This is a genomic window from Metabacillus malikii, from assembly GCF_030813355.1.
Classification (GTDB): Bacteria; Bacillota; Bacilli; order Bacillales; family Bacillaceae; genus Metabacillus; species Metabacillus malikii.
The window spans coordinates 28,809-44,352 of the sequence record NZ_JAUSUD010000007.1 but is presented as its reverse complement, the minus strand read 5'-3'; the positions used below and the strand labels follow the sequence as shown (position 1 = coordinate 44,352).

The 15,544-nt window shown below is 37.4% G+C and carries 17 protein-coding genes and 1 riboswitch; of the genes, 6 read left to right on the top strand and 11 right to left on the bottom strand.

The window, feature by feature from the left end; translation table 11 throughout:
- Positions 1-262: 262 nt before the first annotated feature.
- The 5 genes from J2S19_RS08870 (at position 263) to J2S19_RS08850 (ending at position 2,921) form a co-directional block, all read left to right on the top strand.
- Positions 263-688 (top strand): spore coat protein, encoded by a 426-nt coding sequence (locus tag J2S19_RS08870; RefSeq protein ID WP_370875104.1) that lies wholly within the window; start codon positions 263-265, stop codon positions 686-688.
- A gap of 117 nt (positions 689-805) precedes the next feature.
- Positions 806-1,087 carry a hypothetical protein gene (locus J2S19_RS08865; protein ID WP_307340293.1) on the top strand — a complete coding sequence of 94 codons (282 nt, stop codon included), beginning with the start codon at positions 806-808 and terminating at the stop codon, positions 1,085-1,087.
- Between the two features lie 93 nt (positions 1,088-1,180).
- Positions 1,181-1,675 (top strand): spore coat protein, encoded by a 495-nt coding sequence (locus J2S19_RS08860; protein ID WP_307340290.1) that lies wholly within the window; start codon positions 1,181-1,183, stop codon positions 1,673-1,675.
- 211 nt (positions 1,676-1,886) lie between these two features.
- The gene (locus J2S19_RS08855) at positions 1,887-2,363 is read left to right on the top strand and encodes a CotY/CotZ family spore coat protein (RefSeq protein ID WP_307340288.1); all 477 of its coding nucleotides are present in this window, start codon (positions 1,887-1,889) and stop codon (positions 2,361-2,363) included.
- A 150-nt stretch (positions 2,364-2,513) separates the two neighbouring features.
- Positions 2,514-2,921: a CotY/CotZ family spore coat protein gene (locus tag J2S19_RS08850; RefSeq protein ID WP_307340285.1), complete on the top strand. Its 408-nt coding sequence runs from the start codon at positions 2,514-2,516 to the stop codon at positions 2,919-2,921.
- A gap of 216 nt (positions 2,922-3,137) precedes the next feature.
- On the opposite strand, the gene J2S19_RS08845 is transcribed toward J2S19_RS08850, so the two are convergent.
- The 11 genes from J2S19_RS08845 to mgtE all read right to left on the bottom strand — a co-directional run bounded on the left by J2S19_RS08845 (position 3,138) and on the right by mgtE (position 13,929).
- The gene (locus J2S19_RS08845) at positions 3,138-3,668 is read right to left on the bottom strand and encodes a CotO family spore coat protein (protein ID WP_307340282.1); all 531 of its coding nucleotides are present in this window, start codon (positions 3,666-3,668) and stop codon (positions 3,138-3,140) included.
- A 414-nt stretch (positions 3,669-4,082) separates the two neighbouring features.
- Entirely contained in the window at positions 4,083-4,856 is a 774-nt protein-coding gene (fabI, locus tag J2S19_RS08840) for an enoyl-ACP reductase FabI (RefSeq protein WP_307340278.1), read from the bottom strand.
- A 203-nt stretch (positions 4,857-5,059) separates the two neighbouring features.
- A complete protein-coding gene (gene thiE, locus J2S19_RS08835; RefSeq protein ID WP_307340275.1) occupies positions 5,060-5,698 on the bottom strand; it encodes a thiamine phosphate synthase in 639 nt (212 codons plus the stop codon).
- Between the two features lie 12 nt (positions 5,699-5,710).
- Positions 5,711-6,526 carry a bifunctional hydroxymethylpyrimidine kinase/phosphomethylpyrimidine kinase gene (gene thiD / locus J2S19_RS08830; RefSeq protein ID WP_307340272.1) on the bottom strand — a complete coding sequence of 272 codons (816 nt, stop codon included), beginning with the start codon at positions 6,524-6,526 and terminating at the stop codon, positions 5,711-5,713.
- Positions 6,527-6,538: 12 nt separating this feature from the next.
- Positions 6,539-7,555, bottom strand: coding sequence for a thiazole biosynthesis adenylyltransferase ThiF (locus J2S19_RS08825; protein WP_307340269.1), 1,017 nt, complete (start codon positions 7,553-7,555; stop codon positions 6,539-6,541).
- The gene (locus tag J2S19_RS08820; protein WP_307340266.1) at positions 7,555-8,322 is read right to left on the bottom strand and encodes a thiazole synthase; all 768 of its coding nucleotides are present in this window, start codon (positions 8,320-8,322) and stop codon (positions 7,555-7,557) included. Before J2S19_RS08820 ends, J2S19_RS08825 begins: the two co-directional genes overlap by 1 nt.
- Before the next feature lie 3 nt (positions 8,323-8,325).
- Positions 8,326-8,526, bottom strand: coding sequence for a sulfur carrier protein ThiS (gene thiS / locus J2S19_RS08815; RefSeq protein WP_307340263.1), 201 nt, complete (start codon positions 8,524-8,526; stop codon positions 8,326-8,328).
- A 5-nt stretch (positions 8,527-8,531) separates the two neighbouring features.
- Positions 8,532-9,650, bottom strand: a complete 1,119-nt coding sequence (gene thiO, locus J2S19_RS08810) for a glycine oxidase ThiO (protein WP_307340260.1) — start codon at positions 9,648-9,650, stop codon at positions 8,532-8,534.
- Positions 9,634-10,254 carry a thiamine phosphate synthase gene (locus J2S19_RS08805; RefSeq protein WP_307340257.1) on the bottom strand — a complete coding sequence of 207 codons (621 nt, stop codon included), beginning with the start codon at positions 10,252-10,254 and terminating at the stop codon, positions 9,634-9,636. The genes thiO and J2S19_RS08805 overlap by 17 nt, the downstream gene beginning before the upstream one ends.
- A gap of 231 nt (positions 10,255-10,485) precedes the next feature.
- Positions 10,486-10,595, bottom strand: a riboswitch (TPP riboswitch).
- 97 nt (positions 10,596-10,692) lie between these two features.
- Positions 10,693-12,543 carry a monovalent cation:proton antiporter family protein gene (locus J2S19_RS08800; RefSeq protein ID WP_307340253.1) on the bottom strand — a complete coding sequence of 617 codons (1,851 nt, stop codon included), beginning with the start codon at positions 12,541-12,543 and terminating at the stop codon, positions 10,693-10,695.
- Positions 12,544-12,561: 18 nt separating this feature from the next.
- The gene (mgtE, locus tag J2S19_RS08795) at positions 12,562-13,929 is read right to left on the bottom strand and encodes a magnesium transporter (RefSeq protein WP_307340250.1); all 1,368 of its coding nucleotides are present in this window, start codon (positions 13,927-13,929) and stop codon (positions 12,562-12,564) included.
- A 349-nt stretch (positions 13,930-14,278) separates the two neighbouring features.
- Here mgtE and J2S19_RS08790 point away from each other — a divergent pair, with 349 nt between their 5' ends.
- Complete coding sequence (locus tag J2S19_RS08790; RefSeq protein WP_307340246.1) at positions 14,279-15,454, top strand: FtsW/RodA/SpoVE family cell cycle protein; 1,176 nt, start codon at positions 14,279-14,281, stop codon at positions 15,452-15,454.
- Positions 15,455-15,544: the final 90 nt, after the last annotated feature.

Sequence of the window (15,544 nt, the reverse complement as noted above, 5' to 3'; positions counted from 1 at the left end):
TCATTCCACTAATAAAATATGAAAACGAATGTTAATTATGTTTACGTCCAAGCAATCGGCCTCATGTTTTTATTCATAACTTTATTTTTTCTAGACAATTCACTAAAAATGGGTGTCTTTTTGTATGTTTTACCCATACAAAAAGTAGTGAATCTGCATTATATACAAGTAAAGGGAGACACGACTTTTAACCAATTACGCTTCCCCTTGCGTCCACTGACTAACCTATTAAGGCGTGTCTCCTTTTTAAATCACGAAAGGAGTGAGTGTATTGTCTACAACTAGATGGTCTGCCTTAGATGACTGTAAAGAAGAAAACAATCCAACACAGAAAAGCGAGCAATTCAACAAAACGGTGCAAGCTTCAGAAGAATTTATTCACATTAAAGATTCTTGCAAAATCGAAGTAACTTCTACTGATACTCAAGTTGCTGTTTCATTACAAGTAGCAATTCAAGTTGCAATAGCTTTAGTTATAAATTTAACAATCGCCGATAGTGACCGTGCTGAACAAGTAACACAACAACTATTACAAAATTCTGTAATTAAACAAGCAAACAAACAAAAATTAATCATCGAAAATTCTAGAGACGTAAAAGTTACGACAACAGATACGGATGTAGCTATCTCTCTTCAAGTATTAATTCAAATACTACTTGCACTTGTTGTGTCAATCGATATCCTCTAATTCCTGCTTAGCTGACCAGGAACTGTTTATAAAAATAAGAGTAATTTTTGAAGGGGTACTTGTGTTTGCGACACGTTTAAGCACCCCCTTTACTATTCTAGAAGTGAGGTGATAAATATGAGTAAAAACAAACTAAACCTTCAGGAAATTTCATCAACAATGATGCAATTATTCGTTCAAGACGTCCTTGCTAAAAACAATATTTCAAAAGAGAATCGAAAATCATTAACAGATGAGCAAAAGGAGCAAATCAAAAAAGTAGTAGAAGATTTGCAAGCACAAGTTGATGAGTATGTAAAAGGAACAAAGAAAACAGTGGATGAAGAAAACGAAGTTAAAGAAACAACAAAAAACACAACTTTAAGAGACATGCTAAAAAACCGCAAAAATGACAAATAAACTAAAAATGGGGGTTTTCCCCAAGATGTTTGTCATATACAAAAATAAATTTTGAACATTTAATAATAGTACATTGAAAGGAGGAATCAGCAAATGGAAGCAAGACCATATAAATGGGTAGCTTTAGATGAGCAATCCTGCCATCCAAGTGAATGTAATGAAGGTGCAGGTGTAGGTGGCAATCATAATCACAACCATAACTTCTTTGACACAGATGCAACAGTATCTCAGCACGCAGACCAGGAAAGTGATACAGAACAAATCTCTTCTGAAACAATTGTAATTAAAGATTCCTGTGAAGTAGACGTAACAAGCACTGATACACAAGTTGCAGTATCACTACAAGTTGCACTTCAAGTCGCAATCGCATTAGTTATTAACATTACAATTGCAGATAGTAACCGCGCTGAACAAGTAACACAGCAATTAATCCAACAAGCAGATATTAAACAAGTAAATAAACAAAAAACAATCATCGAAAATTCTCGTCAAGTCAAAGTAACAACAACAGACACAGATGTTGCAATTACACTACAAGTACTTCTCCAAATCCTAATCGCACTTGTTGTAAGCATCGATATCCTTTAATGCGCAAAAAGCAGGGGAACCCCTGCTTTTTTTACATGTTGATCGTTTCACTGGTTACAGTCAAATATCATACCAATAAATAATAACTTGACCACCCAAATCTTTTTTGATTGATTTGCATTCACTAGACATTCACCCACACCAACTAGTCATAAAACACATAGTCTGTTAAGGACTAAAGTCAAATAACTATTAAGGAGATGACTTAATAATGGGTTGCAAAGATAAAAGAGACCAAGATACAAACTGCGTATGTGATGCAGTAGAACAAATCTTAGCTGAACAAGAAGCGGTCGAAGAAATTAGCTGTCCTACTAGCTGCTACAGTAATTTATTAAGCCCTGCTGGCGGACCTCAAAGAGATACAATTCCATTCATGTTAACGAACAAAAAGGGTGAACTTTTCAAAGCATTCGGTAATGTTGGTGGATTCATGGGAGATATGACTTGCTTCAAAACAATCTTCTTCCGTGTTGAAGCTGTTGAAGATTGCTGTGCGACATTATCTTTACTTCGCCCAGTTGACGTTCACGGCCATACTGAAAGTGTATGTGACCCTTGTGACGAATGCTTCTTCGGCTTAGAAAAATCTGACTTCTGTATCGAAGTTGACCTTAGCTGCTTCTGTGCTATCCAATGCTTATCACCAGAGCTAGTTGACCGCATCGCTGACAAACACCACAAATAATTGAAAATGAATAGACTGCTGACAATCAGCAGTCTTTTTTATTGATTTTTCGCTCCCTTTTTAAAAGGCTCCTTTGAATAGGCACCCACCTAGCACCTTTTCTCTGCCTCTCCTTATACTAATTGTAAGAATAAAATAGGAGGGTCAAAAATGGATAAATGTCATGAAAATAAATGTATATGTCATGTACTAGAGAACATATTGGCACAGCAACTCGAAGTCCGTGAAAAATGTTTCACAAGCTGTTACCAGAATCTCCTCCAACAAACAACTTATCTCGGCGATACAATTCCATTTCTGTTATACACACAAAAAGGTGAACTATTTCAGTCGCCTGGTTCTGTAGGAAAGAATTGCTTTACCACTTCCTTTTATCGAATTGAACGCATTTCTGATTGTTGCGCAACACTTCGTCTATTGCTCCCCCTTAAGAAAAACGGCCATCTTGCCGAAGACATTTGTGAAGTAGATGAGTTAGTGAAAACAAGATGTGGGATTGAAGTAGATTTATCATGTTTTTGTGCAATTCAATGCCTATCACCGAAGCTTATGAGTTAGCTTGACAGGTCTACCACCCGTCCAGGCTACTTTTTTTATAAGATAAGTGTGTAATCTCCCAACTTTAGAGGTTTATTTGTCAACTTTCCCAAAAAATCTGTCAACTCCATTGAAAAATCTCCCAACTTTCTAAAAAAATCTGTCATTTGACAAAAAACGACTGTGTGGCACAAAACAAAAAAGGCCAACTATTTTTAGTTAGCCTATCCTTAAAAGTTAAAATCCTAACAAATTAATTTCTTTAATTTGATTTATCGGTAATTGAATTGGCTTTGTGTGATGCAAAGAACGAATGGTTACAATCTTATTTTCTTCTGTAATAATTACTCCGCGATATTTTTCTTCTGTCGTCTCAATCAAGCATAGAGTACGCGGCATGTTTTTCGGTAAGTTTTTGAAAAAATCTACTTTTTCCTCGATAGTCATCTGCGATATCGGCTTTCTCTGTTTGCGATATTGTTTTGCAGATTGTGGCGGCTCTTCCTCCTGTACTTCCTCCACTACCTCTTTTGTTGCGGTCGGTACTTCTGGTTCCTGTTGTGTAATTGGCACTTCTTGGTCCACTACTTCAATTTGTAATTGAGGCTCATCAATTTCCTTTACTTCTTCCTCAATGACCGATTCAACTTGCTTTTTTGCTTTTTTCACAACAAAGGACTGCATCTTGACATCAACATTGATGCCATCTGGTTGAACAATATACATGAGAGGCTTCGCTTGACGATACTGTGTTTGCTTATGACTCATGACATTACCTCCGAGTTTTTTGAATGTACACACTAAAACATCGTATGCCGTCAAAATGAGGTTCGTGCCTATTTTAGTGGGAAAAGAAACCAAATTACTCACACCCGAAAAGTCGATTAAAACACTAAGACAAATCAAAAAGCATTCATGTATATGTTTATTAATTGGGAAGCCGAGATTATGCAAAAGTTTGTTGGAGATTACATCCTTTACAAAATAACCATTTTTAATACAGGAGGACAACCTTTCTAAGTATATTACTCGCTAAGTTCTCAAAAAATCCAGATGACAACTATGTATAAAAGGATATCAATAAAAAAACACTTAGACTTTTGATCCAAGTGTTTTTCTTTATAATTTTTAATGGTTACTTGTACCGTTTTCCATCGGACAAAACCTAATTACTTTTTTAGTTTAAGCTAAAATATGATATCCAGAGTCTACATGAAGGTTTTCACCAGTCATACCTCTTGAAAGGTCACTAAATAGGAATAATGCTGTGTCTCCTACTTCTTCTGGTGTAGTCGTTCTGCGTAGTGGAGAGCGTTCCTCAATATCTTTTAAAATCGAGTTGAAATCACTAATACCTTTTGCAGAAAGTGTACGAATCGGACCAGCAGAGATTGAATTGACACGAATTTTATCTTTTCCAAGGTCACTCGCCAAGTATCTGACACTTGCTTCTAGGGATGCTTTTGCTACTCCCATCACATTGTAGTTCGGTAATACACGTTCACCACCGAGGTATGTTAACGTGACAATGCTGCCGCCCTCCGTCATTAGCGGTCTTACTTCTTTTGCTACTGCAGTTAAGGAGTATGAGCTAATATTTTGTGCTAAAAGGAATCCGTCACGTGTTGTATTTAAATATTCACCTTGAAGCTCTTCTTTATGAGCAAACGCAATACAGTGTGCAACGCCATGAACGACTCCGACTTCATCCTTAATTTTGTTGAAGCATTCTTTTACTTCATCATCATTAGTAACGTCACATGGTAGAACAACTGAATCATCCCGATCAAGCGATGCTGCTAATTCTCGAACTGACTTCTCAAGTCTTTCACCAGCGTAAGTGAAGATGAGTCTAGCACCAGCATTATGCAAAGAACGAGCAATTCCCCAAGCAATGCTGCGCTTATTCGCAACTCCCATCACGACAATATTACGTCCATTAAGTGATAAATTCATGTATATCCTCCTCGAATTTAATACAAGTTATTAGTACCTGGTTATAATTATAACATGGAAATGTTTCATGTGCTATTATTTCTAATTGTTTTGGGCGCGGCTAATCGTTTAGGGGTGGTATTTTTATAGCAAAAACTATTGAAATGTAATAAAAAAGCAAATGAAAAAATAAAGACATTTTTCATCTGCTTTAGTGTATAAATTTATCTTAATGTATTGAAAGCTTCAGCTGCTTCCCGAGGGGATGAGGCATGACTAATCGAGCTAATGACAGCAATTCCGTTTGCACCAGACTGATAGACTTCTAGGGCGTTGTGAATCGTAATTCCACCAATGCCAACGATAGGGAAATCAGGTAACCCTGCGGCGCGTATATGGGAGATGAGTGTTGGTCCTACCACTTCATGTGCATCTGTTTTTGTCTTGGTTGTAAACATCGGTCCAACACCGATATAATCTGCTCCAGCTGTTACTGCTAGCTTCGCCTCTTCTACGGTATGAGTTGAGAGCCCGATAATCATATGATTTTTTATTCGTTTCTTCGCAACAAGTGGTGCATCATCATCTTGCCCTAAGTGAACGCCGTCTGATTCGAGTTCCAATGCTAACTCAATATCATCATTGACAATGAACGGAATACTATAACGTTTACATAATGCCCTAAGCTTTTTGCCTAAATAGACTCGATTTTCATCTGTTAAGGATGCCTCTCCCTTTTCACGGTATTGAAAAAGAGTTATCCCGCCATTTATCGCTTCAGCTAATGTTTTCTCTGGGTCATGATTTATACAATTCGTCGACCCCATCACAAAATAAACTTTTAATTGTTCAGAAATATTCATTTAATCTGGCCCCTAAACAGACTTAAGCATTTTTCGTTTTTCGAAAGCCCAATGGTTCGTTGGTCCATGACCATTACCAATACCTAATTGGTCTTCTATCGCAGCTTGAATAAATTGCTTAGCAGTTTGCACCGCAGAATGAATGTCATGTCCCTTGCTTATTTCAGCAGTAATTGCTGCAGCAAATGTACAGCCTGTTCCATGTGTATGCTTTGTTTCAAATCTCTCGCCTTCAAAATAGGTGAATGACTGCCCGTCATAAAGCATATCGACAACAACGTCCCCTAACATGTCATGTCCACCTTTTATCATAATATAACTTGTGCCAAGTTCATGTAGTTTTTTCGCAGCTGTTTGGCGGTCTTCAAGTGATTTAATTACCATACCTGTTAATACTTCTGCCTCAGGAATGTTAGGTGTAATTACCTTCGCTAACGGCAATAACTGCTTTTTCATCGCTTCAACCGCTTCTCTTTGTAATAATGATTGACCACCTTTAGCTATCATGACAGGGTCAACGATAACATTTTCCCAACCATGCTTTTTCACTTGTTCAGAAACTAGTTGAATAATTTCTGCATTAAAGAGCATCCCAGTCTTAATCGCATCAGGATATAAATCTGCTGCTACAGATTCAATTTGTGTTTCAATTGCATCTAATGATAATGGATAGACTCCTTGAACACCTAACGTATTTTGCGCAGTGACAGCTGTAATTGCCGTCATTCCAAATACGTTCAGCTCTTGGAATGTTTTCAGATCAGCTTGTATTCCAGCGCCTCCACCTGAATCGGACCCTGCGATCGTAAGAGCACGTGCTATTTGCATCTACTTCCCCTCCTAACCTATATAACGATGGTAGAGTGTTTTCGCTTCGGCAATATCCTTTGTTCCATGGATAAGTGCGCGGCCGTCTTGAAATAGAACAATTCGATGTTCGCCAAATGTAAATGACATAAGAAATGGATTTTCTAAAAAGGCATCAGCAATTGGTTTCACCCGTTCTGCGATGCTCGCAAATGATAACTGATTTCCGCTCTTTGGACGGATTTGAACAGTATCTCGGCCACATAAAACGGCAGCCTTTGTTTCCATTTCTGCTGTTAAATATGGATAAACAGGATCTGTACCACATGTCGGACATGCATCATTTTTGAGTCGTTCCATATTGATTGCCGAGTATTGATTTTTCCACAAATCAAATGATACGAGCTTACTTCGTAAATTTTCTTCATCACCAACAAGGAGCTTTAATACTTCGGTTGTTTGATGAGAGGTTACCATTGAGACAATCGGTGAAATAACTCCGACAGTATCACATGTTAAGCCATCGAACGGGATATGCTTTAATAAGCAATGTAAACATGGTGTTTTGGCTGGTATGACGGTAAATGACAACCCATAGCTGCCAACACAACCGCCGTAAACCCATGGTATTTTATGCTTTGCTGACACATCATTGATTAATAGTCTCGTTTCAAAGTTATCTGTTGAATCAACGATGACATCGACTCCATCAATCCACTCTTCAATATTTGCTGATGTCACATCATCGACATATGCTTCGACAGTCACTTCTGAATTTATTTTTCCAAGATGGTTTTTAATCGCTATTGCTTTCGGAAGACGATTCATCGCATCGTCTTCCACATACATTTGCTGTCTTTGAAGATTGCTCCATTCAACATAATCACGATCAATAATGGTAATCTTGCCTACACCTGCTCTTGCCAGCATCTCAGCATTTGCTGTCCCTAGTGCACCAGCACCTACGATAAAGATATGTTTTTGCATTAGCGCCTGTTGACCGTTCTCTCCTATTGGAGCAAATAAGACTTGACGTGAATAACGTTCCATTAAGTTGTCATCATTCCTTCTGTTGGACTGCTTGCTGTTGCATATTCCTTTTTCGGAATCCGGCCTGCTTCATAACCAATGCGGCCTGCTTCAATTGCAAGCTTCATTGCAATCGCCATTTTCACAGGGTCCTGTGCACCAGAAACAGCTGTATTTAAAAGTACTCCATCAGCACCTAATTCCATTGCACTTGCTGCGTCAGCAGGTGAGCCAATACCAGCATCAACAATGACAGGTACTTTTGATTGTTCAATTATAAATTTTAAATTAAGAGGATTTAAGATTCCTTGACCTGAGCCGATTGGAGATGCTCCAGGCATTATTGCATGTACGCCTAATTCTTCTAATCTTCTTGCCAATACAACATCATCTGACGTATATGGCAGGACAATGAAGCCTTCCTCTAATAGCATTTCGCTTGCCTTTAATGTTTCAACCGGGTCAGGTAACAATGACCTGTCACAACCAATCACTTCTACTTTAATCATATCGCATAGTCCTGATGCTTTCGCAAGCTTTGCGATTCTAACAGCTTCCTCAGCCGTTTTTGCACCTGCTGTATTCGGTAATAACGTATATTTTGAAAGGTCTAACTGCTCTAGAAAATTCGGCTGTGACGCTTCAAATATATTCATCCGCCTTACAGCAAACGTTAATATTTCTGATTCAGAAACAGCGACTGCTTCCTTTTGAATTTCAAATGATGGGTATTTACCCGTTCCTAGTAATAATCTTGATTGAAATTTTTTATCTGCTATTTTTAACATTTTTCATCCTCCTCCTACAAAATGAACAAGCTCTACTTCGTCACCATTTTGAATTGGTGTAGATTCATATTTTTCTTTTAAAATAATTTCACGGTTATGTTCAACAATGACAAGTCTATCCTCTAGATTATAAAACGCTAATAATTCTTGGATTGTCCTCACTTTTTCCAAACTTGTTAACTCACCATTTAACCTGATTTCCACCTATATCACCTCATCATTTTTACTAGTTTACGGTCAAGTGAAAATGCATTCACATACTCTTCCTGCTGCGTTCTTTTTAGTATAAAGTCACGAATCATTGTACCTGTTTTAGGTGCAAGTAAGATCCCGTTACGATAATGCCCTGTTGCAAAATATAGATTTTCCTCTGTTGGATGTTTTCCAATATACGGCTTCCCATCATCTGTTTGTGGTCGTAATCCTGCCCATGTCTCTAATAGTTTTGCAGATTTGATGTTTGGCAAAATTGGAATGACTTTCTCAAACAATGATTGAATTCCTCCTAAAGTTGGTTCGGTACTCCAATCATTTTCTACCATTGATGCGCCGACGACAAAGCGACCATCCCCTTTCGGAACAATATAACAATGATCAAAGAATAATGTGCGCTCCAAATGAATTTCAGAACTCTGAAATGAGAAGCACTCCCCTTTTACAGGTTTTAAGCCACTCTGCACTCCTAGTTCGTTAAAGAAATAATTACTCCATACCCCGTTTGCAACAACGACATGCTCACATGTAAAATTAGCATGTGGAGTAGATAATCTGTACTCATCATTTGCCACTTTCTGAATTCGTTGAACGGGTGTATTCTCTAATATCGTTGCGCCAAAATGGCTAGCTGATTTCGCAAAAGCTGCACATACGTGAATTGGTGAGACATGACCATCCTCAGGAATATAGAGAGCACCTTTTATTTCATTTGTCACATTTGGTTCATTATTCAATACAATATCTTTCGGATGCCATTCGATTGCTTGATGGTGCTTTGTTGTATGCTGCAATGACTCTGCTTCTGAATCTGTCAATGCAAGTTTATACATGCCGTTATCGACAAGTTGGATATTGATTTGTGAATATTGCAAAAGCTCTTCACACAATTTATGATATTGTCGTTGACTTTCTTTCGCAAATGAAAAAAACGCATCATTATTCTCTAGTTCTGAATTAGCACCGAGCATACCAGCAGCAGCACTAGTTGCACCTTTTCCAATTCGGTTACTTTCAAAAACGACAACAGCCAGCCCCTCTTTTGCGAGCTGATATGCAATCGACTGGCCGATAATGCCGCCTCCAACAATTCCTACATCATAATGATTCACCATCTTGCTCCTCCTCTACCAGTCTCTCTTTTATCGTCCTTAATGCCTCAGCAGGCTGCTCACTTGCCAAAATATGTGACATCATCGCAATCCCACCTATGTTTATGTTTGTGATGTGTTTTATCGTTTCAGGAACAATACCTCCAATAGCAATAACTGGGATTTTGACAGATTTGCAGATTTCCTCTAATTGCTTGACACCTCTAGGAGGGAGATTTGCCTTTGAATCTGTAGAAAAGATGTGACCAAACAGCAAATAATCAGCGCCAGCCTCTTCGCTTTCAATCGCTTCGTTTAACGAATGGACGGACTTCCCAACTCTTAATGATGGTGCATATTTTTTTACTGTTTCAATCGGAAAACTATGTCCTGGTAAATGTAAGTTAATTAAATTTTGTAACAAGACAACGTCTAACCGGTCATTAATGACGATTTTATTTCGATCGACTCCATGATGAAGTAAATTTGATACAAGCTCGTTTATTTCAGCTACTGTTTTTGTTTTTTCGCGAATATGTAAATAATCAACATTTTCATGAATGGTGAGCATTTTTCGGGTAAGCTCTTCAACTGTCATGACACCATTGGATATGATATGAATTTCCATTTCTTTCACCCTCATTTATTAGCTGAAGCAATTGAGCTAAATCTGTTAATCTATTATCGTTAATATTTTCGGAAACCTTTTCTTTTGATGCCGTGGCCGGGGTTAGACTTCAACCTATTGTTTTTCGACTCCATCGGCTATTTGAAAGCAATATTGTAAAATAGCATTTTATTCAAAACATCAAAAAGCCACTTTCCAAGTAGGAAAGTGGCTAACATACATAAATGATTATCAAATGTAAGTCCACTTCCCTACGCTGGTATCATCCAGATCAGGTTATAAGAGTCTTAAAGAAACACTTTAATCTCAGCCCTTTAATTAGGGCACCCCTAGCGGTTAACGAGTTATTCATTTTATAATGTTTCAGAAAATAATCCCAAAACTTTTTTCTTATACCTATCATACCATTTGTTTTTTAACTTTCAAGAAAAAAATCTCTTACCAAAGCTCAAGCTCTCTTTTTAATTCATTCACATATTCTCTTGAGCCTGTCACAATTAAGCGGTCACCAACTTTTAAATCGGTGTCTCCGTGAGGCACGATTGAATCTTTGCCCCTGAAAATTCTAACGAAAATGATATCGCCAGTAAACGGAAAATTTCGTAGCAGTATATTATCATATTTAGCATTATTTAAATTAATTTGGTACAGCATTGTTTCTTTGTTTGTGAGTATACGCATGACACCAGGTGCTTCGATAAGAGCACGCAGCATTGTTTTTGTTGATAACAATGTAGAAAATACATCGATACCATGTTCTTTCATCTTCTCATCTAATTCTGGTGTTGCCACACTCGCTATAACACGGTCTACTTGCTGTTCTTTTGCAAAAAGGGCGATGTCGGCATTCCGTTGTTCATTACCTGTTGTCACAACGAGTAAATCTGCCTCAAATGCTTGCTCATTTCGTAACGTTTCAACTTCGAAATTATCTATTTCTTTAATATCAAACAGTGATTCAGAAATTTGCTTATCTAATTTTTCCTGTTTCATATGATAAACCGTCGTATCATAAATATCCGGGTTTAACTCTCGAGTAACAGGAAGAGATAGCTGATTCGCACCGATAAATGCTACTTTAATTTTTTGTCGCTCAGACTCATGTTTAGGGAATAGCTTTTTAAAGAATATCGGAGTGACGATACTCGTAATAACTGCTACAAGTATTAACGCATCTGCCATATCCCTTGTAATAACTTCCATTCTTTCCCCAATTGTCGCTGCAGCAATAACAAGTGACAATGTTGACGTGAGTAGAAAACCTGCTGCTAATGTTGTTTTCGTATCATACCAGCGTTTAAGGAACAGAATTGGAACAACTTTTGAGATAAGCAATGCTATAAATAACAATGGAATTAATAAAAAGATTTTCGGATCCTGGAATAATGACCATATATCTAAGTCAACACCAATCATCACAAAGAAGATTGGAATTAAAAATCCGTATCCAAACGAATCCAGCTTTTGTACCATTTCTTTATTTGGTGATAATAGTGAGACAAGTACACCTGCTAAAAATGCACCTAAGATATTTTCAGCTCCGATTGTTTCCGATATGGCAACTAACACAATGATTAAGGTGAATACCGCTCTTGTGCCAATTTGAATCGTGCCCTTCGACATCGTTTCAATAAAGGAACGATTTTGGAAAGACTTGCCTAAGAAATATAGTAATAAACCAGCGCCAAATAACACGAGTAATAACCACGTATTATTTTCTCCTCCACCATATATCGAAGCAAATACAGCTAGAAACACCATCGTGACAAGATCCGCGATTACAGCAACTAGTAAAATGATTTGCCCGATATTTGTTTTCATGATTTGGGCATCTTTTAATGTCGGAACAACAACTCCTAGCGAAATTGTAGAGATAATTAATGTCATTAAAAATGCATTATCCATTAACCCTATTAACACAAAGAAGTAAGATAATAGTAACGATAAAATAAAGATACCTAAAAAGACGATAGAAGAAACGAAAAAGGTATTTGGTGCATTTTTACCAGATGGAAGCTTTTCCTTCTTCTTCCCACTCGCAAAGGCCGTAAAATCAATTTCAAGTCCACTTAAAAACATTAAAAAGATAAAGCCAAGCATTGATAAAGTTTCTAACCACATATCTTGTGAAACAACATCAAAACCACTCTTCCCGATAATTAATCCGACAATAATTTCTGCCACGACGACAGGCATGAAATTTAACCTCAAGCGGTGTAAAATAATCGGCGTTAGAAATGCTGCTAATATAACAATAACTAGTGATGTTACAGATGCACCATGCATCATATCCCTCCAATCAAAAGTTTAAATTAGATACTGCATAAATAATGTAGCCATCCCGAAATAGATTAAAATACTGATAATATCATTAATCGTTGTAATAAACGGACCTGATGCAACAGCAGGGTCAACCTTTAATCGATGCATCACAAGCGGGATAAATGCACCTGCAATGGTTGCAACTGTTAATGTTGCTAAAATTGAAATACCGACTAATAGACCTAAAATAAAATTACCTTTCCATACGAATATAATGAGTGTAACAACGATCCCGCATATTGTGCCAGTAATTAAACCTGTACCAGCTTCTTTCATAAGCATTTTTAAACTGCTATGCTCTTTCGGATCCCCGACTGCGATTCTTCTTACGACAACTGCCAAAGCTTGAGTTCCGGTGTTTCCTGCCATTCCAGCAATTAAGGGAATAAACACAGCTAATATGGCAACTTTATCTAATGTCGCTTCAAACCTACCTATTAAGCTTGCAGTAAACATTCCTAAAAAAAGAAGAATAATTAGCCAAGGAAGTCGCTTTTTAGCTGCTGAAAATGGACCACGGTCATTTGAATCAACATCACTTACTCCGGCGAGTTTCGAGTAGTCATCACTTGCTTCTTCATCAATAACATCGACAATATCATCGACCGTAATAATCCCTAACAAATGCCCTTTAAAGTCAATAACAGGCAATGCTAAAAAGTTATAATCTTTCATCTTCCGCGCTACTTCTTCCTGGTCTTCACCGACACTAACAGAATATACTCGTTCATTCATAACTTCAGAAATCATTAAATCCGGTTCATTGATTATTAAATCTCTTAATGAGATAACACCGACTAGTTTTTTATCTTCATCGATGACATAAATGTAATAAATTGTTTCAGCATTTGGTGCTTCATTTTTCAAAATTTGCATCGCCGAATGGATCGTTTGATTCGCATGAATGGCAATATATTCTGTGGTCATGATACTACCAGCTGTATATTCTTCATAATGTAGGAGTTCGCGGATTTCCTCGGCAGCGTCATCGTCCATTATTGTTAAATAGCTAGCAACCTGGTCCTTGTTCAGCTCATTTAAAACATCGACCGCATCATCGGCATACATATGTGACAACATTTGAGCCGCAAACGTTGGATCCATTTCTGACAAATACGTTTCATATTGGTCTTCTTCAACTTCAATATTTTCAAAAATAGCAGCCATTTCTTCCGGAGAAAGATAACTGTATACAGTAAATCGTGCTTCCTCCTCTAATTTTGTAAAAAACTTTGCTTGGTCGTATGGATGCTGTTCGAGAAATATATCTCGAAAGGCATCTAAGTTGTGACTTGATAAAGAAGCAAGTAATCCCTCTTCTTCTAATATGACTTTTTCTTGTTCGTCAGACATATCATTTCCTCCTTTCCTTACTTTTTACCTTTCAGACTCCGTAAAGAAACATCCAATCTGAAGTACGAAGTTGCAGTTTATTCCTTTTTTCTCTAGAATAATTGAGATTGCGAAACAATAGTGAATAGACACAATAGCCAATTTTCAGCAAATCAATAAAACCTGATTATCATATTTTAAATGAAACCTTCCTGAAAACTCAATTCGGATTAAGAAACTTCATAAAAAATTAACATTGTATCAGAATAGAACTATGGTAACTATTCATTTCGAACTTAATCAATTACGATGGTTTATGATACAATGACTTTTAGCAAAATATCAAGCAATGAATGGAAAGGGATCCTCTATGACAACACAAAAGTCCCCTCAGCAACGTATTGATTACACTTTACTTTTTGTACTTTTTTTATTAGCAATTGTTAGCTCTGTCGCAATTCATAGTGCAGAGGCTACATTGCCACCTGTATTACAAAACATTGATTTTTCTATGAAACAAATTCAATGGTATATCATCGGGTCAGTAGCGATCGCGGTAACGATGTTAATAGATTATGACCGATTTAAACAATTAGCATGGTATTTGTATGGCTTCGGCATGCTCTTATTACTTGGTCTAGAAGTACTGCCTAGCGGGATTGTTCAAACAATAAAGGGTGCAACAAGCTGGTATAAGCTCGGTCCTTTAGGTAATTTCCAACCTTCAGAATTAATGAAAATCTTTTTAATTATCGTACTGAGTAAAATTATTTCAGACCATCGTGAAAAATACCCGATAAATTCGGTTAAAGATGATTTTTTATTAATAGGGAAACTTGCTGCAGCAGCTGCACCTCCTATGCTCTTACTAATTAGACAACCGGATATGGGTATGACAATGGTATTCTGTGCCGTCATAGCCTCACTTATTATTGTGTCAGGTATTAAATGGCGTATACTTCTCCCAGCAGTTTCATCAGTCGTAATTGTCGCAGGAGCATTTATGTTTACATTTATTAAATACCCTGAATTTTTATTAAAATATGTACTCCGCGATAAGTCATATCAGTTGGACCGGTTTTATGGATGGTTGAACCCTTATGAATATTCTGGAGAGCAAGGGTTCCAATTAGTGAAATCGTTATTAGCAATCGGCTCTGGTGAGTTAAAAGGGAAAGGCTATCAAAATCTTCAAGTATATTTGCCTGAGGCACATACTGACTTTATCTTTGCTATTATTTCCGAACAATTTGGATTTATCGGTGGAAGTATCGTCATTTCACTGTTTTTCATGCTCATTTACAGAATGATTCATATCTCATTAGAAAGTAACGACCCTTTCGGCAGTTACCTATGCACAGGAATAATCGGGATGATCACGTTCCAAGTATTCCAAAACATCGGCATGACAATTGGTTTATTACCGATTACCGGCTTACCATTGCCATTCGTCAGCTACGGCGGAAGCTCCCTAGCCACCTACATGGTCGCCATCGGCATCGTATTAAACGTCCGCTCCCGTACGAAGTCTTATATGTTCGACTGACAACGGGGGACTGTCCCCCTGCAGGGCATATACTAAATTAACTTAGCAAATACTTTATAGGGGACAGTCCCCCAGCTTATTACCACGTTA